Annotated in this window: 11 protein-coding genes; 9 read left to right on the top strand and 2 right to left on the bottom strand. The window is 37.5% G+C overall.

Going from position 1 to position 25,119, the window contains the following annotated elements; translation table 11 throughout:
* The first annotated feature begins 422 nt into the window (after positions 1-422).
* Entirely contained in the window at positions 423-10,766 is a 10,344-nt protein-coding gene (locus AC3B7A_RS03820) for an SLAP domain-containing protein (protein ID WP_489756405.1), read from the top strand.
* A 1,296-nt stretch (positions 10,767-12,062) separates the two neighbouring features.
* Here AC3B7A_RS03820 and AC3B7A_RS03815 read toward each other — a convergent pair.
* Complete coding sequence (locus tag AC3B7A_RS03815) at positions 12,063-13,076, bottom strand: NAD(P)H-dependent glycerol-3-phosphate dehydrogenase (protein ID WP_489756404.1); 1,014 nt, start codon at positions 13,074-13,076, stop codon at positions 12,063-12,065.
* A 114-nt stretch (positions 13,077-13,190) separates the two neighbouring features.
* A complete protein-coding gene (locus tag AC3B7A_RS03810; protein WP_489756403.1) occupies positions 13,191-14,075 on the bottom strand; it encodes a helix-turn-helix domain-containing protein in 885 nt (294 codons plus the stop codon).
* Between the two features lie 151 nt (positions 14,076-14,226).
* On the opposite strand from AC3B7A_RS03810, the gene AC3B7A_RS03805 reads away from it, so the two are divergent.
* The 8 genes from AC3B7A_RS03805 (at position 14,227) to AC3B7A_RS03770 (ending at position 24,758) form a co-directional block, all read left to right on the top strand.
* Complete coding sequence (locus AC3B7A_RS03805) at positions 14,227-16,125, top strand: sugar MFS transporter (protein WP_489756402.1); 1,899 nt, start codon at positions 14,227-14,229, stop codon at positions 16,123-16,125.
* Positions 16,126-16,152: 27 nt separating this feature from the next.
* A complete protein-coding gene (locus AC3B7A_RS03800; RefSeq protein WP_489756401.1) occupies positions 16,153-18,357 on the top strand; it encodes an alpha-galactosidase in 2,205 nt (734 codons plus the stop codon).
* Between the two features lie 43 nt (positions 18,358-18,400).
* The gene (locus AC3B7A_RS03795) at positions 18,401-19,576 is read left to right on the top strand and encodes a galactokinase (protein WP_489756400.1); all 1,176 of its coding nucleotides are present in this window, start codon (positions 18,401-18,403) and stop codon (positions 19,574-19,576) included.
* Between the two features lie 8 nt (positions 19,577-19,584).
* Positions 19,585-21,060 carry a UDP-glucose--hexose-1-phosphate uridylyltransferase gene (locus AC3B7A_RS03790; protein WP_489756399.1) on the top strand — a complete coding sequence of 492 codons (1,476 nt, stop codon included), beginning with the start codon at positions 19,585-19,587 and terminating at the stop codon, positions 21,058-21,060.
* Positions 21,061-21,182: 122 nt separating this feature from the next.
* Entirely contained in the window at positions 21,183-23,132 is a 1,950-nt protein-coding gene (locus AC3B7A_RS03785; RefSeq protein WP_489756398.1) for a M13 family metallopeptidase, read from the top strand.
* Positions 23,133-23,665: 533 nt separating this feature from the next.
* A complete protein-coding gene (locus tag AC3B7A_RS03780) occupies positions 23,666-23,986 on the top strand; it encodes a phenylalanine--tRNA ligase beta subunit-related protein (protein ID WP_489756397.1) in 321 nt (106 codons plus the stop codon).
* Between the two features lie 194 nt (positions 23,987-24,180).
* Complete coding sequence (locus AC3B7A_RS03775) at positions 24,181-24,402, top strand: hypothetical protein (protein WP_489756396.1); 222 nt, start codon at positions 24,181-24,183, stop codon at positions 24,400-24,402.
* Positions 24,403-24,467: 65 nt separating this feature from the next.
* On the top strand, positions 24,468-24,758 hold the full coding sequence (locus AC3B7A_RS03770) for a DUF2335 domain-containing protein (protein WP_489756395.1): 291 nt from the start codon (positions 24,468-24,470) through the stop codon (positions 24,756-24,758).
* Positions 24,759-25,119: the final 361 nt, after the last annotated feature.

Genomic DNA, 25,119 nt, shown 5'->3' with positions numbered 1-25,119 from the left:
TTTGGGGGGCAGATCATTTTTTTTAATTACATAAGAAATCTAGCCAAAAATCCAACACTAGTGTTGGAACTTAATAAAAACTTAAGAATCTTAAGAAAAACTTAACATTTAGATTTTGGCTATTTTTGAAAAAATCGTTCACAAGAATAAACGCGGTTAAATCAAGCTTCGTTGTGAACATGTGAAAAAGCAAAACAGCCATTTTGTGTGATATATAAATCACAATGGGCTTTTTCGGGAGTTTTTTGCCAAATAGTGTTTGATTTATCACTAATTAACCAATTATAATATGAAATATATAAGAGACTAAGATTATTAATTGCTTATTATTTAATAAAATTAGGTATCAAATCCGAGCGAACATAATCAAAATCATTTCCAAAAAATGTAAATATTTTAGACGATTAAAGGAGCGTATAAAAATGCATCGAAGTAAAAGACTATTAGCAACCATGGGTGTAACCTTATTCTCATCAACATTGTGGTTAACTGCCAATAAAACGACCACTAAAGCAGATGAAGTTAATGATCAAGGTAAAGTCGATCAAGCCGCACCAGGAGAAGAAATTCAGACGACCGATCCCAGTGAAATAAATGGCAGTAACAATCGACAATCGACAATCGACAATCGACAATCGACAATCGACAATCGACAATCGACAATCGACAATCGACAATCGACAATCGACAATCGACAATCGACAATCGACAATCGACAATCGACAATCGACAATCGACAATCGACAATCGACAATCGACAATCGACAATCGACAATACTGCAGATAGCAGCGTAAATAGCACAAATAATAATAATCAACAGCAAGTAGAGGGTGGTACTACTGAAAATAGTACGATTAGTTCAGTAAGCAGTTCTAATGTAAGCGATAACAATAACAATACCGTAAACTCTGGTAATAATGTCAATAACAATAACGCCAACGAAACCAATACTAATGTCGCTGCTGGCGCCGACAACAATAACAATTCTAATCAACCAACTAATAGTAATTCTGGTAATAATAACAACCAAACTGTAGTACATAACAATAATGATGAAACTACAAAGCCAGAAATTGCTAACTTATCTGAAGATGGCGTTGTAGAAGTAGATAATGCAGCCGATTTTATTACCGCCTTTCAGGCAACTGATACGATAAAAATTATTCTCAAGAATGATTTATTAGTTTCCACAAGCACACTAGTTGCCGGTAGTCAGGATTTAACCATTGAAAGTCAGACTAATCAAAAATATGTTTTAGAATTTAGATTGAGTGGTGGTACTGATACCTTTAGAATTAATGGTTCATTGACATTTAATAATTTAAAGTTATATAACAATAATGACTTTTTTTCACTAAAGAGTACTAGTAGCAAATTATATTTTAAGAACGTAGATATTGTTAGCGGAAGAATAATATATCATAACATCGAATCAAATAGTAATGAAATTCATTTTGTGGGACAAGTTAATGTTGATAATGTTGCGTCATATACTTCCTTAGTTGATAATAAAGTAATTACTACTAGGTATGGTTTATCTATGGATCTAAATAAGGACAAATTAATTTTTGAGTCTGATTCAAATATTAATTGGATTCTAGATGGTTGCGGTGTGATGATTATGGCTAATAATGGTAGTACAGTTGAAGTTGAGAATAATGTTATATTAAACGTTACTTTTCAAAATAATGTTAATGTTTCTTTAAAAGGAGTAATTAGTTTAAGTAACAGCAGTGTTATGACTTTAAATCAGGATGCTCAAGTTAACCTAATGCTAGCAGCCAGTTCGAGTTCTGATAGTAACCAAGCTTTAAGGATAGAGAAAAATGCTAAACTAATAATTAATCAAAATGCCAGTTTCATAATTAATACAAATTCTTTCATATACAATCCCTTAGTTGATGACGCTGGGCAATTGAATGTTAATAAAGATGGCACTTTTAAAGTTATTGGTACCGACATGGGATCCTACACTAATGTGTTCTTTCAAGTTGATTCTTCTGGTTCATTAAACGTTAATGAAGGAACTTTTGAGCTTACCGTCAATGATGGTGATGGTAATTTAGCACTCTTATATAACGACAGTGGACAGGTACTTATTAATAATCCAAAAAGTTTTGTTTTGGATGATACTAACAATCCTACTGGTGGATTATTCGTGGGAAAGATTACTTTTAACAATATCACGTATAAAGATTATTTTTTGAGTAAATTAATTTTGAACAACTCAAATGGTCATACGATTAATGCCATTCAGCAAAATGTTGAGGATGAAAATAAAAGTGATATTGTTGGACGAACTAAGGAAGATGAAGACAACGTTATTTCGTTGTTAAGCGGAAAAAGTGCGGTTGCTACTAAGGTAGAATTTAAAGGATTAGGCGATGGTGACTTAGCAGATTTCATTCCTGATTCAATTAAGTTATCATTTGATAAAACTAAGATATCTGGCAAGACTAATCTGGCTAATGCCCATATTAAAGTTCAAATTAAACATGCTAACGGAACTTTAGTAGATTTTCCTGACAATTCTAATTTAGTTGAAACAAATGATAGCTGGCGTAATCCCCAGAAACTTTATATTGTTAATTCTGATGCTGATGGCAACTTTAGTTTTTCCTTACCCGCAAATATGTTACAAAAGGGTGATCATCTAGTTTTAACTGCTAATAAAGATTTTGTAGACAGTCCGGTTTTTGACTTCGACCCTGAAGTTACTTCTAACATGGAAGGCTTAGCTGATGCAAAACAAGATGCCTTGACTACTTTACAGAACTACCATGATAGTAGTGAGACTACTGCGGATAATTTAGCTAATATTACGGGACAAACAGACTTAATTAATGCCATTAATGGGGCGTTTGATACGGCTTTACAACAAGCAAAAGCGTTAGTTAGTCAAGTCGGCGATGATGACGTTGATCCTGCTAATCCTGATGGTGGCCCTAATCCTGCTGCCGCTTTAATAGCCGCTATTAATAATGGTAAAGCCTTGATTGATGCGGTCACAACTTTAGCTAACACTTTCAATACTGATCAACAAACAATTAAAGCTTTCCAAGACCCTACCGGGCAATTAAACGAAACGCAAGTTAATAACTTTTTGACGCAAGTTAACCAAGCTTTGACTACGGCAACAAGTGCTTATAATACTGCTAGTGATGATACTGGTCGCCAAACAGCCTTAGATAAAGGCAAAGCTGCCATGGATGCCATTGCCGCCTTAGCTACGCGGTTAAATACGGATGAAACAACGATTAATGATTTAGGTGGTGCGGATGGTTTAACTTCCGATCAAGTTTCGAATTTAAAAGATCAGGCTAATACAGCTGCTAACAATGGTTTAGCCGCTATTGATACGGCGCAAAAAGATCCAGAGAAAGATAAAGATGATGTTACTAATGCGGCCGCTACCGCTGCTACTAGTGATCCGGATGCCGATATTGCGGCAATTGTCAGTTTAGCGCAAGCTAAGCATGATGCCATGCAAGCTATTACTGAGAAGTATAATACGGCTTTCAATACGTTGCATAATAACTTGGCAACCTTAGATACCACCGCTAAACAAGAACCCTTCCAAACCTTAATTGATGCGGCTTATAATCAAGCTAAAAGTGACATTAATAGTGCTACTGACCAAACAGCGATTGACAAAGCCAAAGATCAAGCCGTCTTAGGTATTACTCAAGGCTTGGCTCAAGCCCAATTGCAAGATTACGTTAATCAAGAACTAACCGTCATTGGTGACTTGAATAATTTAACGCCTGATCAAATTACTGCTTATCAAGAACAAATTACTAGTTCTGATCCAACCAAGAATACGGCGCAATCAGCAGCCGTGATGGCAATTAACCAAGCTACGAGTGAGACAGATGTGAATGCTGCTGAAGCTGCGGGTCAACAGGCTATTGAGAAGATTGTGACACAAGCTCAAACGGCTAGTCAAATTGGAGATTGGTACAATACCGAAAAGGAAAAAATTACTAATTTAGGTGACGATAAACAAGGGCATTTAACAACTCAAGCGCCAGATGAAGATCATCAGTCCCAAGTTGAGACATTATTGACACAATTAGAGAATGCTTATCAAACTGTTTTGCAGGATCTTGCTAATAATGGGGCTGCTTTTGACACGACAACAGCACACCAAAAACTAACGGCGGTGACGGACTTTGCACAAAGCATGAGTGATGCAGTGCAATCCTTAAATACAGCAAAAGCGGATGCGCACACAGATTTGGATAATTTGAGCCATGCTGATTTGCTGGATCCCAAGAACAAGTTGAGTGGTCAAATTGATGAAGCTTATACAACAGCAGTTAATAATTTGACGACCGCAACGACGGATACTCTGGCTGATTTGAAAGATGCGGGGACTACGTCCATTAAGCAAGTTTTGGAATTAGTTAAAGCTCAAGATGATGAGTTAAATAAACTTGATGGTACACAGACTAATGATTTAGCAGCGTTAAATGCTTTAAATCAAACTAATGGTGGCCAATTAACGACGGAACAATTGAACCCGATTATTACTGAACTGAATCAGGACTACCAAACTGCTCAAGCTGATATTATTGCTGCCACTAATAAAGATACTGCTAAATTAGCACGGAAATTAGGGCAAATGCAGCTTAATGATGTTTTAAGTTTAGCTACAGAAAAGAATGCTGCCCTAAGTGCTTTACAAACTGCTAAAACTGCTGCTGATACGGCAGTGACCAATGCAACTAATTTGGTAGATCAGAAAGACACACTCACAACGCAGATTAACAAGATCTATGATGATGCAGTTACTGCGGTTTTGGCTGGTGAAGACGAAGATGACTTAGACACGGCGCAAGAAAATGGCGTTACGGCGTTAAATAATTTAGCCACTTTAATTACCAAGAAGAATCAACTTTTAACTCAGTTACAAACCGATTATGATACACAAGTCCAAGCCATTAAAGACTTGGCTGAAGGGCAAGCCAATAATCATTTAACTAGTGGGGATGACACTAAACAAGTTGAACAGCTCTTAGCTTTATTATCAACAGCTTTAACGACAATTAAAACCGATTTGCAGCAAGCTGATACTTTGGCTGACGATTGGTTAAGCAGTGAAGAAACAACCAATTTTGCTCCGATTACCACGTTAGCTGACAAGTTAAATACAGCGATGACGCAACTACAAACCGCTAAAAATGATGCCGGGGAAACAGTTGATAATGATTTAACCGTCTTAACTGATAAGGAAACTTATAAAGATAACATTGCTGGTGCTTATAATACGGCAGTTAGTGGTTTAAATCCTTTGATTGTCACAACCACAACCCAAGACCAAATTAATGCTACTGTTAATACGGGCTTAAAAGAAATTGCCCAAAAGTTAGCTGGTGCGCAACTTCAAAATGGGGTCACGGCTGCTGTTAACCAAATTAATGCTTTAACGCATTTGACAGACAAGCAAAAGACCAAGTATCAACAACAAATTACGAATACTGATCCGAATAAAGAAACCGAACAAACTAAAGGGCAAGCTGCGATTGATAGTGCTACTGATGCAGACTCTGCTGCTAGTGCTTATCAAGCTGCTCAAGCAAAGATTAACAATATTGTTAGTCAAGCTACAACTGCCGATAAAGTTACTGATTGGTACAATACCGAAAAGGAAAACATTACTAATTTAGGCGACAATAAACAAGGGCATTTAACAAACACAGCGCCTGACGCCGAACATAAGTCACAAGTGGATACCTTAGTGGAACAATTAGGTACGGCTTACGATACAGTCTTGAGTGATTTAGAAAATCCTGGGGCAAACTTCAACGAAGAAACAGAGAAGCAAAAGCTCACGGCAGTGACTGGTAAAGCAAGAACCATGAATACAGCCATGGGTAAGTTACAAACTGCTTACCAAACAGCTCAAACTGCAACAACTGCTGATAAACTAAGTCATTTAAAGCCGAATCAGCAGACATCATATCAAGGCCAAGTAACAAGTGCTTATCAGGCTGCAGTAGCTGAGATTACTGCTGGAACTGATAACGCTGAAGCTGATGGTGAAACAGCGTTACAACAAGTGGTGGATCAGGCGCAATTGGCGGAACATAAAGCTGATAATCAAAGCCAATTAGATGATTATGCGCAAGCTGCGAGTGACATAATTGGTCATTTGACGGACACTCTGCAACCAACAGATATTCAAAAATATCAAGATCAAATTACCAATCCGACTGATGGTGCACAGACGACAGCAAATCAGAATATTGAGAATGCTGATAGTGTTACTGCGGCTAATACAGCTTTAAGTGATGGTAAAGATGCAATTGATGCGATTGTTACAGCGGCGAAAAACTTATCAGGTAATTTAAGTACAGTAGCTGGTTGGTATAATACTGCTAAGGATAATATTAATAAGTTAGCTGCAAGTAGTCATAATGAAGACAGTTATTTAACTGGTGCTGCTGATTCAACTGATACCAGTACGCAAGTTGGTAAGTTATTAGCTGATTTAGCTAGTGCTTATGAACAAGTTAAAACAGATGCTGCTAAACCGGGCTTTGATAGTACCCAAGAACCAAGTTCCTTAACTGATGTTGTGACTAAAGCTCAGGCTATGAATACGGCTATGCAAACAGTAGAAGCCGCTTATCAAACAGCCAAGGATGCTTTGAGTAATTTACACCATCATGATGAGTTGGATCCTAATAATAAGCTTGCAGGTGAATTAGAATCAGCTTATCAAACCGCCCAAGATGATTTAAGAGATGCAACTACTGCCAACATGTCGGCGCAAACTACTGCTGAAAAGACAAACATTGAGGGTGTAATTGCGTTAGTACAAGACCAAGCAACGGCTTGGGATGATCTGGAAACCATTTATAACAATGGTGTGATTGATTTAAATGGTGCTGCGGGCAATCACTTTGGTGCTAACTTAACTGCGGCTTTGAAGAAGTTAAAAGACCAGTACGATATTGAAGTTGGTAAGATTAAAGCTGCAGACAAAGGCACGATAGAATCTGTTAGTTCCTTAGCGCAATCTAATGTCCGCGACTTGTTGGCAACCTTAAAAGAACAAAATACGCAATTAGGGGCGTTAGCTAATGCTAAACAAGAGGTGGAAACAGCTTTAAGTAATGCTACCGATTTAAGCCATGATCAACAGACTAATTTCACTGATGAAATTACAAACACTTATAATCAGGCTGTCAATGATGTCTTGGGTACTAAAAATTCAACTACTGCTCAAACCAAAGGGCAAGCAGGTGTTACTGCTTTAAATAAGATTAAAGAAACAATTACGCAAAAAGCTACAATCATGCAGCAGTTACAAACTGACTACAATACTGCAGTGGATCACATCAAAGAATTAGGTGACGGCACCACTGGTCATAACTTAACGGGTGGCACGACGCCAACTGATGAAGCTCAACAAGTTGGTAAGTTATTAGCTCAATTAGCTGCAGCGAAGATAACAATTGAAACTAACTTACAAAACGCTACTGATTTGTCAGATTCATGGTTAACTGATCAAGAAACGAAGAACTTTAAGCCAGTAACGGATTTAGCTGATAATATGAATACGGCCATGGGTGTGGTTAACGCCGCTGTTACTGCCGCTAATACTGCTATTGGTAAGTTGGATCAATTAGCTGACCAACAAACTGGCTTGAAGCAACAAGTTAGTGAGCAACAAGCTAAGATTGTCAACCAAATTACTAAAGCTGATGCAACGACTAATCTTAATAAAGTAGCGAGTGACGGTGCCACAGCTATTAATAAGTTATTGAAGTTACCGCAGGCTCAAAACGATGCCCTAACAGCCTTGCAGGCGCAAATTACCACGGCGATTGGACAGCTTGAGACAACAGCTGGTTTGACGGCTACGCAAAAGACGCAATTTAAAGATCAAATTACCCAAGCACAAAGTTCATTAACTACTCAAATCAAGGCAGCAACGAGCGTTGAGGCGACTCAAGTCAAGACGCAAGTTATTACGGACTTAACGAGTTTAGCCACGACTTTAGGGCAAGCCAACAATGATTTAACTGGTTTAACGAATATCAGTGCTGAGCAACAAACTGATTTCTTAAATCAAGTCAATACCGCTGCTAACACAGCCTTAACTGGTATGAAAGATAACACTAAGGAAACTACGGCCTTTGACAAAGGTACCGCCGCTATTCAAGCAATTGTGGCTTTAGCGCAACAATTAGCTGCTAATAAGCAAAAGATTAATGATTTAGGTCAAGGTGACAACAAGTTAGACCCAGATCAAATTGATCAATTACAACACCAAGCTGACCAAGCAGCAACTAATGGTGTGGCTACCATTGAAACGGCGCAACAAGATTCCAGTAAGACGGCGCAAGATGTCACCAATGCCGCTGGTCAACAAAACAATGCTTTAGATCAGTTAGTAGCGACCGCTAAACAGAAGCAGAAATTACAAGCAAGTATTAACCAAGCAGTCAATGACGCCAAGCAACAAATTCAAGATTTAGGTAAAGCGGACAAGGGTGGATACTTAACCGCCGATCAAGTTAATAACTTATTAGAGCAAGTCACAACCGAACAGACAGCGATGTTAAATGATTTAAATGAAACCACCGATGTTACTGAAAGTTGGCTCACGCAAGAAAAACAGAAGTTACAACCAACTTTAGACTTAGCTAATACGATCAATCAAGCCATGCAACAAGTTGATCAAGCAGCAACGGCAACTAATGAGGTAATTGCGGGCTTGAATCATTATGAGTCTGATCAGGACAGTTTGAAACAAGACGTGCAAAACCAAAAAGCGCAGGCAATTGCCACTATCAATCAAGCTACTTCGACCACTGCTATTCAACAAGTCGCTAAAGATGGTGTGGACAGCATTAAGCAAGTAACGGACTTGAAGCAACAACAAAATGCTGCTTGGAATGCCTTGGATGATGAGTTAAATCAGGAGCAACAAGAACTTAATGGTTTGACAAATGGTGGTAACTTAAGTAGTGACCAAGTTAACCAATTACAACAACAAGTTACAACTGCTTATGAAACTGGTTTAAGCCAAATTAAACAGGAAACGGTGGCCAATAATATTGTTGGTGAACAACAACAAACCATCGAGCAAATGAAACAACAAGTCACTTTAGCCCAACAAAAAGCCCAGGCAGTGCAACAGATTAAGCAAACGCAAAAACAGGCTCAACAAGCTTATGATCAAGCGTCCGCTTTGAATGAAGAGCAACAAACGGCTTTGCAGAGTCAGATTAGTCAACAAGCCACAGCAGCCATTGATCAAATCTTAGCGGCGACAGATCAAAGTGGTGTGGATCAGGTTCAACAAACTGGAACTAAGCAATTAAATGACACTAAGACTTTGATTAACCACAAGAACCAAGCGATGCAAGCCTTAAAGCAAACCTATCAAGAAGAACAAGCCAAGATTAATGGTTTAACCCATTACCAAGATCAAATTGGCAGTTTGAATGGTTTGTTGGAGACCGCTTATCAAGCAGCACAAGACAGTATTACTAATGCCGGATTAACAGAAGTTGATCCGCACAAACAAACCGGAATTGAAAACATGCAACAAGTAGTTCAAGTTACGAAAGCTAAAGATGATAGCCTGACCACTTTAGAGCAACATTATCAAGATACCACGGATCAGTTGAACGATTTAACTGACTTAACATCTGAACAAAAAGACGACACTCAACAAAAAGTTGATGCGGCTTATCAAGCGGCCAAAGATCAAATTGATCAAAGTCAAGGTGTGGATGCTGCTCATGCTGCCGAAGCCGACGGTGAGAATCAAATTAGTAATGAAGTGGTTAAAGCCCAAGTGGCGCAAGCTAGTGCGGTTGCCATTAATGCCATTCATCAAGCAGCTGATCAAGCCGTCAAGAACTTAGAGAACAATACCAGTTTAGACGCTGATAAACGTCAAGATCGGATCTTTGCGGTGCGGCATGCTGAAAGTGCGGGCATTGACCAAGTTCAACAAGCAACGAGTGTGGCAGCCGTTAACCAAGCAGAACATGATTGTATTCAACGGATTAATAGTTTAGCGGGCACAGGTAGTGTCAACTTGGCTGATAATTTAGGTGGTGGCTTGAGTCAAAGTCATACGGTGCGCAATCCGGGCATTGCCATTGTTAAACCCGATGTCACAGGTGGTTTCATTCACTTGTATGACCAGCAAGGTCACCAGTTGGAACAAGTTTTAGCCGCCAATACTAATTGGAAAGTGGATTATATTTATACGCAAAATGATGGCACGATGTATTACCGTGTAGGTGCCAATGAATATGTTAAAGCTGACGATGTCAACTACACTAAGATTGGTAAACGGCAAATCATTGATGGAGTAATTACGGTACAACCAACCGCTGGTCAAGACTTCATCACCGTGTATAGTGATCAAGGTGCTGCGCTGAAGCAACAATTGCCAACGGGTACGCAGTGGTTAGTTAATGCCCAAGAAACATTAGCTGACGGACAAGTTTATTATCAAGTAGCACCACATCAATATGTGCGAGCCCTGGATGTTACGGTCATGACGACCGCAATTATCACGAAGTCCCAAACCGGAACCTTAAGCTTGAAAGAACAAGCGGCACCGATTTATCATTACCAACCACAAATTGGTTTCTTAAGTCGTTCCACAGATAAACACTTAACGCGTCAAGCTACTTGGAACTTCGATCAAGTTCTAACGGTTAATGGTCATCGTTATTATCAAGTTGGTGATAATGATTGGGTCAGAGATGTGGATGTTAAATTGAATTAAAGATGTTAAAGTATTTAAAACAAAATAAAAGAAAGTTTTCCTTAAAAAGAAGACTTTCTTTTTTTAATAATTAAAATCATCTTAAAAAGTGTATCTCAAAAATGTTATACTAACTATGTACATAAGGCTTAAAAGCTAAGCTGGTGGCTATTCCAGAAATGGGGGTGGTGCTTATGGTGTAATAACTGTAAAACCAGATCCTACAGAAAGGAGTAGTAAAGTGTCTCTATTTGAGATTCTTGAGCTCATCATTACTATCATCAAAGCTATATTTGATGCAGTAATGCGGGTTCTTGAATATATCAAAAAGAACGCAAAATAGCCATCTTAGCTAACAGCTGAGATGGCTTCACTAGTTAAATAACCACACTTAGCGGCCTTATTGGAACTGATATTATTCCCTTAATATCGGTTCTTTTTTACTCATACTATAACATACTTTAACAAAAAAGACACAACCAATATTATTAGATTAATGCCCTTTTTATTGCCTGAATTGTCAAATCAAGTGCAACAATCCAGGAAATCTAACTTAAGGCTTTGAATTGTTGTTGAAAATATTCTAATGCTGAATGATAATTTATTATTTTTCGGTGTCTTTGATTAAGAACTAATTGTATTTTTTGAATTGTCTCAATCGAATATTTCTACCATTAGTCAAGTGAAACTTTAATTAATTAGGGTCTAATTTTATCTTGACCCTTAGTTTTATTATTTTAAGATGTTGAATTAACTGTGTTCTATGATTTTTGGTAATACCAAACTAACACCTTAACCAGCGATTTTTAAGGTGCTAATAAAAATTTAAATTAATCATTATCTTAGTTGATAATTATACTTTTGATTTGTTAAAATAAGATAATGTATCGTTCTGATGAGGCGGTTTATCGCAGCTATGGCAATTTTCTTGGTCATTTTTGATCCTGAAGATTGCTTTTTGCTTTGATAAAAGTCACAGATATGATTCCTGCTTGAAGGATGTGTTTCCGCCGATATAATATTCATAATGGTTCGATATAGAATCTTACGTGCGTAACTATTTCCCCGTTTTTTTGCATTCCAAAATGAATTTGTCTACATAAAAAGTGCCGATAAAATTAATTATCGACACTCAATATTATAGAACCCATTAAAGTAAAAGTTTGTACTTTAGTGCTGGACACAATTAGTACTCAGCTTCTAAGCGACTTTTGTCCAAATCTCGTTTTTTGTCTTATTTAAAAAATATGCTGGGATAAATATTAGTAGTTTGCATTGACTACTGATATTTGTTCCAGCTTTATATTAAAAGTCTGATTAAATTTCTGCTTTACCTTCACGACGCATTAATTTTTGAACTTCTTCTTTCACGTTTGCTCCTTGATATAAAACATGATAGATAGCTTCAGTGATGGGCATTTCGATTTTTTGTTCTTGAGCTAATTCGTAGGCTGATTGACAGGTTTTGACACCTTCCACGACCATGCCCATATTTTCGATAACATCGGTTAATTTTTGACCTTCACCTAATTGTTTGCCCGCACGCCAATTTCTTGAATGAACACTGGTACAAGTAACAATCAAATCGCCGACACCTGATAAACCAGTAAAAGTTAAAGGATTAGCGCCCATCTTTACACCTAAACGTGAAATTTCGGTTAAGCCACGAGTCATTAAAGCGGCTTTGGCGTTGTCGCCATAGCCCAAACCTACTAGTGCACCAGTTCCTAAAGCAATAACGTTCTTTAAAGCGGCGCCTAATTCGACACCAATTAAATCTGGATTTGTATAAACACGGAAATAATCATTCATAAAGATTTTTTGAACAGATTGTGCAGCGGTCGTATTAGTACTGGCTGCTGTAATCAAAGTAATATCTTTTTTAGCTACTTCTTCAGCATGACTGGGACCAGACAAGGCAACAATTCCTTGATAAGCTCCATTCGGCAAGACGGCAGTTAAAATTTGTGAAATGCGTAAGTGCGTGGTTTGTTCCAAGCCTTTGCTAGCGTGGACAATAATTGGTGGTTGTGTTAATCTTTGCAAATATGGTTTGATTTGTTCGCCGACACTGCGAATAGCTGGCGTGGGAATGGCAAATAAAACGACCTGTGCTTCTTTTAAAGCCACGGCAAAATCACTAGTGGCCTGAAGCTTTTTTGGATAATGATAGTTTTTAATATAACGTTCATTAGTATGTTCGGTATTTAATTCATTAACTTGTTCCGGATTACGGGTCCATAATTTGACATCATGACCATTTTGTACAAGAACACTAGCTAAGATACTACCCCAAGAGCCAGCACCTAAGACTGCAATTTTATTTTTCATAAATTTGTCCTTAATCTAAATTATTTATCTACTTAATTTAATTATACCCTGTAATCAGATATTCGGGTGCAACAATTATGCAGCAATAAGAATAATTTGGCTAAATCAGTTAACTTAACGGCGTAATTGAAAATTTAATTGGTGCTGTTGATTGGTAATGGATTGACTACGTGTTTCGCGTTTTTGAAATTGTTTGGGCGTAATGGCGAACAATTTTTTAAATGCGCGTATAAAAACATCTACGTTAGTAAAACCAGCTTGTTGGGCAACTTCGGCAATTGACATTTTGGTCATGCTGAGTAAATCGACGGCATATTCAATTCTTAAATGATTCAGATAATTATGGGGAGTTAATTTTAGATCTTGTTTAAAAACTTTTGATAAATAGGCACGTTCAAAGCCGATTTGTTGGCATACCTGCTCAATTGTAATTGGTTCATAAAAATGTTGTGTTAAATAAGTTAAAGCCTGTTTAGTACAATCATGCAAAATAGTAATGGTCTGACGATTGGGTAAGGGCTGCTGATGTTGAGCTAAGCCCGCTAATAATTGGTAAACTAAGCCCTTCATCCATAAATCATCGACAAGATTTTTGCGTTGGTGCTGTAAGCAAACTTGAATTAGGTGTTTGAAGAAAGTTAAATCTTGAACATGAAAAACTAACCGTTGTTGACCTAAACCCATTTGCTGTAAGTAAGTGGCGGCTTGTTGGCCTTGAAAGCCAAAAAATAAGTATTGCCAAGGATGATGATGATCTGCTTGATAAGAAATGGCTTGTTGTGGTGTAGATAAAAAACCATCACCACTTTTCAATTGCCAGGTTTGACCAGCTGTTTTAAAGGTTCCCGTACCATTTAAAACCAGATGAATTAAATATTCATGGCGAACCGTTGGACCGTAGTGATGATCAGCAAGATTCTGGGAAAAACCAGCATGCGTTAAGAATAAATTGTCCTGTAGTGATTCGTTTTGGTTGAAGATGTTAACAATTTTTTGCATTAGGATCCACTCCTTTATGTAGTTTGATTTTAAAGGAACAACATTTCATCGATTTTAACACAAACAAGTTAATTTTAATTAAAAAACGAACCGTTTACAATAAAAATGTAAGCGATTTAACTAATTCACTGAAAAATATTGGAGTGATAAAATGTCGAAATATAAAACGCGTATTTCATATATGTTAGGAACTTTTGGACATGATTTCTTTGCAGCAGCAATGCTGAATTATTTTATCATGTTTATTACCAATCACTTGTTCATTACTAGTAATAACCATTTTAATAATCAAATGATTGGTTTAATCACGACGACGATGGTCGTGATTCGGATTGCCGAACTATTTATTGATCCTTTTATCGGTAATACTGTCGACAATACGCATACTCGCTGGGGTAAATTTAAACCTTGGGTGATTGTAGGAGCGCTAGTTTCAGGGATAGCACTAGCCGTTTTATATACTAGTTTGGGTGGTTTAGCTACCAGTAATCCAACTTTATACATTGTAGCTTTTGCGGTGATTTATATTGTTATGGACGTTTTTTATTCGTTTAAGGATATTGGTATTTGGTCGATGGTTCCCGCTTTGACTTTAGACTCTAACGAGCGTGACACAATTAGTACTTGGGGGCGTTTAGGATCAACGATTGGTGGTAACTTGGTTACTTTAGCGGTAGTACCAATTGCGTTATTCTTTTCGTTTCATTATAACGGTGGTCAAGGTGATCGGCGTGGTTGGCTAGCTTTTGGAATTATTACTGCCCTGTTATCAATTTTAGGGGCTTTCATTATTGGTGTTGGCACTAAAGAACAATCCACACCTTTACGGGAAAATAAACAGCGCACTAGTACTAAAGATGTTTTTAAAATTTTGTTTCAGAATGATCAATTAATGTGGACCGCTGTAGCACACTTTTTCTTTGCTATGGGGTGGGACTTAGTTAATTCTTTATTGCTGTATTACTTTACTTTTATTTTAGGTAATTCTTCAAAATTTGCTTTATACGGAACAGTGAACTTTGTGGTGGGCATGATTTCTGTGTCATTATTTCCTACATTAGCTCACAAGTTTCAACGGCGCAAAGTGTTTTTAGTGGGTTCATTAGTGATGATGTTAGGAATTTTTCTCCTCTTCTTTGCTGACTTTTCAACCTCCTTTGTGATTTTCTCCGCAGCTTTAGCAGCAGCACCGCAACCTTTACTATTCTTGGTAATTATGTTGACGATGACTGATACGATCGAATATGGTCAATTAAAATTGCATCATCGGGATGAATCATTGATTTTGTCTGTGCGACCGTTAGTGGACAAATTAGCTTCCGCAATTGTGAATGGTTTAGTGTCAATTATTGTCATTGCAACGCACATGTCTGGTAATGCGAAGGTTTCTAGTATTACCAGCAGTGATTCGTGGCAATTTAAATGCTATATGTTAGCAGTGCCCTTGATTTTGTTACTTTGCTCATTATTTGTTTATTTACGTAAGGTTAAGATAACTGAGGCAAAGCATGCCCAGATTGTGGCCGAATTAGAAGCTAGTTGGGGCAGTGAATTCTCCCAAACGACTACGACGCAACCAGTTACAGGACAGATTATTTACACGGCACCAATTACTGGCCAAGTTCAAGAATTAGCTCAGGTAGCGGATAAAACTTTTGCGAGTGGCAAAATGGGACGCGGAGTGGGAATTATCCCACAGAACATGGCGCAAATTAGTGCGCCGATTAGTGGTGTAGTGCAATTATTATTGCCAAGTAAACATGCGATTGGAATCGTGGCCGATAGTGGTTTGATTGTTTTAATACACGTTGGCATTGACACTGTCACTTTACGCGGACGAGGCTTTAACTTGTTAGTAGAACGTGGTCAAAAAGTGCAGCAAGGCGAACTTTTGTTGAAATTTGATCCCCAAGTACTGGCCGAAGCGCAGTTATCAGATGAAGTCATTATGACCATTTTAAATGCGAATGAGTTAACTGAATTTGAATTGCTAGTGCAACCACAGCAAATAGTTCAGGCGCAGACACCAATACTGGCTGTAAAAAAATAATTTAATGTAATAAAAGGAGTGCAAACTATGGCAATTATTGTTGATGAAGAAAAACAAACTTTTCACTTGCAAACTAAGAATTCTAGTTACATTTTTCAAGTTTTACCAACTGGTGATTTAAATCAGTTATATTACGGTGCCAAATTAATGGAACCACTAAATTTGACTAATTTAGCTCAAACACCACTTCAAGATGCTTCACCCGCTCAAGAAACTGCAGGTCGGCAGTGGCAATTTGATGTTTTAAAACAAGAATATAGTAGTTTAGGTCACGGTGATTTTCGCCAATCAGCTTATCAATTGACGTTTGCCGCAGGTGATCGGATTAGTGAGTTTCATTATCAAACTTATCAGCTCACGGTCGGTAAACAACGTTTAGCTCATTTACCATCAACTTTTGATGATACTAAAGATCAAAGTCAAACTTTGACTATCAAATTGCATGATCAACTAGCGGATTTAAATTTAAATTTGAATTATACAATTTTTCCTAATCAAGACGTATTGATTAGGAGTGCTAATTTTGAAAATTGTGGAGCTCAAACTGTGCAAGTTAACCGGGCTTTGAGCTGTCAATTAGATTTACCAGATAGTGACTATGATTTATTACAATTTTCTGGTTCTTGGGCACGTGAACGGCATTTAAATCGGAGTCATCTCCATAGTGGGATTCAAAGCTTTGGCAGTTTAAGAACGGCTTCTAGTCATCAACATAACCCGTTCTTTATTTTGGCACGACCACAGACAAATAATCAGTTAGGGGAAGCTTTTGGCTTTAATTTAATTTATTCGGGGAATTTTTTAGATAGTGTGGAAGTTGACCAATTTGGTAGTAGTCGAATTCTGAGTGGCATTAATCCAGATGAATTTGGCTGGAAGTTAGAACCGCAGGCACACTTCCAAACGCCGGAAGCAATTCTAACTTATACTAATCACGGCTTAAATCAATTAAGTCAGCAGTTAAGTACTTTTTATCAACAACATTTAATTGCTCCACAATTTGCACAGCAAGTGCGACCGATTTTAATTAACAATTGGGAAGCAACTTATTTTAATTTTGATGAAACAAAGTTATTAAAAATTGCTGATCAGGCGAAGAAGTTAGGCATTGAATTGTTCGTTTTAGATGATGGCTGGTTTGGGCACCGCGATGATGATACAACTTCATTGGGTGATTGGGTCAGTGATCGCCATAAATTGCCACAAGGGGTTGCTCATCTGGCAGATGCGATCCATCAAAAAGGTTTACAGTTTGGCTTGTGGTTTGAACCAGAAATGATTTCTTTAAACAGTAATTTGTACCGACAACACCCAGAATGGGTTTTACACGTTCCCGGCAGGGCTATGACACCAGGAAGAAACCAATATGTTTTAGATTTGTCTCGGCCTGAAGTGGTAGCTTACTTAGTGGATGCATTAAGTCAAGTAATTGCAGCCACTAATTTAGATTATATCAAGTGGGATATGAACCGCTACATTACGGAAATGTTTAGTGCCAACTTGAACGCAGATCAGCAATTAGAAGTAGCGCACCGTTATATTTTGGGTGTTTACCAATTATATGAACGCTTAACCACGAAGTTTCCCCACGTATTATTTGAATCGTGTGCGTCTGGTGGTGGTCGCTTTGATTTAGGACTCATGTATTATGCACCTCAAGCTTGGACTAGCGATGATACAGATGCCATGGAAAGATTGTTAATTCAGTATGGAACTTCGTTTGGTTATGATTTATCCATGATGGGAGCACACGTTTCAGCTAGTCCTAATGAACAATTAGGACGGCAAACAACATTAACTACTCGGGGTCGTGTGGCTTATTTTGGTGATTTAGGCTACGAACTAGATATTACCCAATTGTCAGCAGAACAATTAGCTCAAATTAAAGAACAAGTTACCTTTTATAAGCAATATCGGGAGTTATTCCAATTTGGTAAATTTTATCGGTTAAAAAGTCCCTATGCAGGCAAGGGCAATGAAATGAGTTGGTGTGTAGTTAATTCCAACCAAACGACTGCCATTATGGCTAATTATCAACTTTTAAAACAGCCGCAAGCTTTGAATTCACGGGTCAAGTTAGCCGGGTTAGATCCAAGAAAACAATATCAAGTTAATTCTGAACCAACCACTTATTCAGGCACGCAATTAATGAATGCCGGGTTAGTGTTGCCTAAATTATCAGCTCAAGTCCCCGACTTTCAGGCTCAATTGTTTGTGATTAAAGCAGTTTAGTAACTTAAAAATTAATGTTGAAGGTAAAGATAAGGAGGATTTTATGGCAATTACACCAGCAACTTTAACGGCGGCTTTTCGCCAGCAATTTTTACAAATACCCACGAACTTTTATTTTGCTCCTGGTCGAATTAATTTAATTGGTGAACATCTGGATTATAATGGCGGTTGGGTTTTGCCATGTGCGATTAGCTTAGGCACTTATGCTGCCGTGCGGAGGAGGAACGATCACAAATTTTGTGTCTATTCGCAGAATTTTCCAGAAAGCGGGCAAGTTGAAATTGAGTTGGCAAATCTTAATTTGCGGGCGCCAAATTCCTGGGTCAATTATTTGATTGGGATGGTGCAAGTGCTAAAAAATCAAGATTATCCAATCAATCATGGCTTAGATATTTTAATTCAAGGAGATTTACCAGCTAGTTCAGGTTTGTCATCTTCAGCTTCATTAGAGTTATTAATCGGCGTTATTATGCAACAACAATTTCACTTATCAGTTTCTTTAGTGCAACTAGCTCAAATGGGGCAACAAGTAGAGAATGATTTTATTGGCGTTAATTCTGGATTGATGGATCAATATGCAGTGGCGCTGGGGCACAAAGATCAGGCATTATTTTTAAATACGAAAGGTTTGACTTATCAATACGTCCCGATTCAATTGAATGATTATCAAATTGTGATTATGAATACTAATCAAGAACGAACTTTAGCTGGTTCGCAATATAATGAACGCCGGCGTGATTGTGAACGAGCTTTACAAAAGTTACAAACTGCTTTGAACTTAGAGCAACTTTGTGATTTAACACCAAAACAATTAGATGAATATAGTTATTTATTGACAGAGCAAAAAATTTTAGCTCGGGTGCGGCATGTAGTTTTGGAGAATCAACGCACTTTGCGCGCTCAAGTGGCTCTTAAAAAGCAGGACTTAACTTTATTTGGTCATTTACTCAATGCATCACATGTTTCCTTGGAACAAGATTTTGAAGTTAGCGGCAGTGCCTTAGATACCCTAGTACACGCAGCTTGGCAACAAGGAGCGTTAGGAGCACGGATGACTGGAGCTGGTTTTGGTGGTTGTGCGATTGCTTTGGTGGCTAAAAGCCAAACGGCCCCATTTATTGACAATATCGCACAAATTTATCGAGAACAACTACCCCAAACGGCTGATTTTTATGTCGCACAAATCGCGGCCGGTCCGCACGAGATCAAGGAAGGTTAATTCAGAAAATGGCAACTTTAACAGAAGTTTATGCAGACCGAATTATTGCAACTCAGCAAACTTATCAGCCGTTAGATCGACGTTATTTAATCAATTTAATTCAACAAAAAGTAGGGCAGACACCAATATTTGATGACCAGGCCAAGCAATCGTTACTGGTTTTAGCCCAAAAATTAGTCAGTTGTGCCAAGAATAATCAGCGGTTAACTCAAAGTTGGCAAGAGTCTAGCTTATTGGCTGAATTAACTGATTTATATACACCATGGCCTAGTCAAATTAACCAAAAATTTTGGAATTTATATCAAATTAGTCCCACGAAAGCCAGTGATTATTTTTATCAATTAAGTCAAAATAGTGGTTATATCCAAATGGCTGCTATTGAGAAAAATATTCAATTTAAAACACCCAGTCCTTATGGTAATTTAGAAATTACCATTAATTTATCCAAACCTGAAAAGGATCCCCAAAAAATTGCTCAAGACCAAATGACGACCGTCACTTCCTATCCACAAGATGCTTTAAGCTTTGAAAATGAAGGTTATGTGGGGGATATTAAACATGCTGCGCGGCGTAACCATCGTTTAGTGCGCCTGAGTTTGGGTGGAGAAACGTGGGGGCTACAATATTCACCTTATGCTTATTTTGCGCAACATTGTATTTTAGTATCGCAAAAACAACGTCTGATGAAAATTACGTCGAACACATTTTCCAATTTACTAGAAGCCGTCGACCGGTTACCACAATACTTTTTTGGCAGTAATGCTGATTTACCGATTGTTGGTGGTTCGATTTTAAGTCATGATCACTATCAAGGCGGGTTACACGAATTTGCGATGGAAAAAGCTCCACTGGCTCAAACAGTGCAGCTTAAAGACTTTCCAGATTTAAAAGTAGGTATTGTCCAGTGGCCGGCCGCAACTTTACGTTTACAAGGTAGCACCCGCAACCAGTTAGTGCAGGCCGCAACTAAAATTTTAAATTGTTGGCAAAATTATTCAGATATAACGGTTGATGTTCGAGCAGTAACTAAGGGTCAACCACACCATACTTTGACTCCCATTGCCCGTAAACGTGGTGATTATTACGAGTTGAATTTAGTGTTACGCGATAATCAAACTTCTGCGCAATATCCAACGGGGATTTTTCATCCGCATTCACAGTTACAACATATTAAACGTGAAAATATCGGTTTAATTGAGGTCATGGGATTAGCGATATTACCGCCGCGTTTATTGCCAGAACTGAAAGAAGTAACAAAGTTTTTACTAGGTCAGAGTAATCAGGTGGCGACTTATCACCAAAAATGGGCTTTAGCTTTGCAAAAAAAGTATGCAACAATTACACCACAAAATGTTGAACAAATTTTGCAACAGGAATTGGGTTTAGTTTTTCAACAAGTGTTAGAAGATGTCGGGGTCTTTAAAAAGACGCCGCAAGGTCAAAGTGCCTGGAGCCGCTTTATTGATGCAATTAATCGGTGTTAGTTGTTTAAAATATTGTACGAGTTGGGGTCTCTTCAGTTTGGTTAACGCAAATATTATCGTTACTGTCGTGATTGTGATAGAATTCTAATTATTAACCAAGCTGATAGGAAGTAGGTAGGAAAATGGGACAAACAACACAAATGGTTGTTGGTGGTCAAGGTGATACTACAAAGGGAGCAACTGCCAAACCACAAGATAATTTATATTTAGCAGTTAATGGTGAATGGTTGAAAACTGCTAAAATTCCGGCGGATAAATCACGAGTTGGTGGTTTTTCAGATTTGGATTTAGATATCGAACGCCAGTTGATGCAAGATTTAGCTGATTTTGCAGCTGGTAAAAAAGAAATTCCTAATGAGCTAATGCAAGAAGCAGTTAAATTTTATCAAGTTGCGGCTGACACTAATCGGCGTGATAAAGAAGGATTTCAACCTGCCCAAGTTGGCTACGAACAAATCAAGCAGGTTAAAGATTTGAAGTCTTGGACGCAACAATTAGCCGCTTGGTTGGCATCCGGTTACCCATTGCCTTTTAATGTGTACGTGACTGCTGATATGAAAGACACTAGTAAAAATGTGGTTGATTTTTCAGCACCAGGTTTAATTTTGCCAGATACTACTTATTATGAAGCTGATAATGAAAGTGGCCAAAAATTATTGCAGATTTATCAACAAACGGCTGAGCAGCTGTTACAAACAATCGGTGAAACGGCTGATTTTGCTCGGCAAGTAGCTCACCAGGCGGTTGAATTTGATCAATCTTTGGCAAAGGTCGTTAAAAGTGCCGAAGAAAAGGCCGACTATGTGAAAGATTACAATCCAACAGCATTAAGTGAGTTCACACAACTCGGTGGTGCGGTTGATTTTAAGAGTTTAATTGAAGGTGCTGTGGAAGCTGATGTAGTAAGCGTTAACGTTAGTGAACCGCGTTTTTATAAGTACTTTACTGAGCTAGTGAATGAAGAAACATTTGTTAACTTAAAGAGTTGGATGTTAGTTAATTACGTTATGGGTGCGGGGGCTTATTTAAGTCAAGATTTGCGCAAAATTGCCGGTCAATTTAGTTTAGCGTTAAGTGGTAACCAAGAATTGCAAGCACCATTAAAACAAGCCTATCATTTAGCTGGTTCTTATTTTGATGAAGTTATTGGTCAATACTACGGCCAAACTTATTTTGGTGCACAAGCTAAACAAGATGTTGAACAAATGGTACGAAAGATGATTCATATCTACGAACAACGAATTCAACAAAATGATTGGTTAAGCGCGCCAACTAAGAAACAAGCGGTGGTCAAATTAGAGAAGATGGTGCTCAAGATTGGTTATCCTGACCAAGTTAACAAAGTTTTTACGCGATTAACAGTTGATTCTAGCGAATCATTATGGGCTAATATTCAAGCCATTACAGAAGTGTTAATTGCTGATAATTTTGCTAAATTCAAATTACCAGTGGATCGCGGTGAATGGGCCATGCCCGGTCATTTGGTTAATGCTTGTTATGATCCATCTCGAAACGATATTACTTTTCCAGCGGGCATTTTACAGGCGCCATTTTATAGTTTAGAACAATCCAGTAGTGCTAATTATGGTGGTATTGGGGCCGTGATTGCTCATGAGATTTCGCATGGTTTTGATAATAATGGTGCTCAATTTGATGAATATGGAAACCTGCATGATTGGTGGACTAAAGAAGATTATGCGAAGTTTAAAGAATTAACGCAAAAGATGATTCATGAATTTGCTGGCATTGATTTTGCTGGCGGCCAAGTTAACGGTAAGTTAGTGGTCAGTGAAAATGTGGCTGATGCTGGTGGTTTGAGCTGTGCTTTAGAAGCTACTAAATCTGAAGCCGATGCTGACTTAAAAGAATTCTTTATGAATTGGGCGCGCGTTTGGCGGACCAAATCAACACCACAATTGATGGAAATGTTTTTGAGTATGGATGTTCATGCCCCAGCTCCTTTACGGGCTAATGTCCAAGCTCAAAACATGGACGAGTTTTACACGACTTTTAATGTCGGTGAACATGACGGTATGTGGTTAGAACCGGAAAAACGGGTCAATATTTGGTAAAAATTTTCAAAATTAAAAGCGAGGCTAGGAAGAAATAATGAATTAATGTTCGTGTCATTTTTGATGAACTACGAGTGTTAATCTTATTGACCCGGCCTCCTTTTTAGTATTCCTAAAATTGTCATTGCTAAAAGCAGTATTTTGTTGTACCGTTAGGCAAATTGATTGCAAGGAGTGGTGAAAAATGTTAACCAAATTATCAGTAAATCCTCAAATTTGGAAATTATTTCCGGATACCAGTATTTCAGTCATCGTTGCGCATAACGTCAATAATCATCTACTACTAATTTGTTAAATGAAGCTAACCAACAAGCTACGAAGTGGCTTTCTGAAACACTATTGGACAAAATACAGTAATTCAAGATTGGCGTCAAGCCTACCATAAATTTGAGACCAAAATAGGAGTACGAAGTTCAGTAGAAAATTTGTTGAAGTGTACTAAATAAGGAAAGGGTGTGGGCTCAATCAAGCCCATTGTTGATTTATATAATACTGTTTCTTTAACCTGGGCGTTTCCTTTAGGTGGATAAGATATGGATTTACTGCAGGGTAACTTAGAATTAACAATTGCCCGAGGTGGCGAATATTTATTTCCGATTGGTGAAGATTATGCTGAAGAAGCTTTGCCTGGGAAAGTGATTTACCAAGATGAACAGTGCGTGGTTTGCCGTTGTTGGAATTGGCGCGATAGTAACCGTGTGGAAATTAACGCAGATTCACAAAATATCATTTTCTATTTGGAAAATGTTAATCTTAAACGAACTGCTGATCAAAAAACAAGTAGTGACGATGTTACAAGACTTATTACAACAATATTTAGGAATTTCAACACAGACTTGGCTTCTGGATCATAAACATTCAGCAATTGATTTTTAAAGAAATATTTGTGTCATTTTCAATAGAATACGAGTATTAATTGTAGTGTTCCAATTTTGTTCACATCTTAAACATATTTTGATTATTAAGTTATTGATTGAAAAATATTGTATATTTGGATAAAATAACATTGATTAAAGCTATAATATTGATTGTGAAGGGAGGCTTATTTATGTTAAAAGATATAGTGAATATTTGGTTAGTGCCACTACGTGAAGTTGGAATTCAATGGAAAAATATTGTGAGTGGCAATATTTTATCCATTGATTCTATAGATTCTAATTGGATTTTGCCTTACAAGAAACCTTCGGAAGATTATAAAAATATTAGGCTGGATTATAAAATGATAGGTAAAGATATTGTAAATTCAATGGAGCATTTTATTGAGCGATAAAGATAAGATTCAATCCGATATAGATAATGGCTCATCTTCTTTAAATGAACTGTTATCAGATTCTAATGTACCCGATTCAACTAAAAAAAAGTGTTAAACTTGCTTTACGAGAAATTCATTATGAAGGACCACTGCCACCAGCTGAACAATTGGAAAAATATGAAAAAATTGTACCGGGTGCTGCTGAAAAAATTATTAATAGTGCGTTGAATGAATCTCAAAGCAGAAGAGATTTTAATAATAAACAATTAGATGCTTTTATTTCACAAATTTACCGTAGGGATTGGATGGCTTTTATTATAGGTATTATTTTGATCCTTGGTGGTTTTTGGTTAGTTTATAAAGGAAATATGTGATAGGCGCTATTTTTTCAGGAGCAACAGCTGTGAGTTTGGTAGGATTGTTTTTAGGGAATTATAAAAATACAAATTCGAAAGATAATAAAGATTCAACATCCAATAATGATGACTAAAGATTATTAAAGTTAGTTATTATTTCTATTTGTTCTTTTTGATTAGTCAAAGGAGTTTGGTAGTTTACTGCAGGTAAAATATCTTTAATTTGATTGATTAAAGTAAGAATAATAACCTCGTAATATTGTTACCTGAATCTGAGGCTGAGTTAATTTAGGTGTGTTATTTTTGATAAAACATGATATGATGAATTTGTGATTAAGTTAATTATTAAGTTGGATAATGATTGTCGGTTGATGAGTAT

The organism is Bombilactobacillus sp. ESL1202, assembly GCF_058107125.1.
The sequence above is the reverse complement of the archived record's forward strand: the minus strand, read 5'-3'. Positions and strand labels throughout refer to the sequence as shown.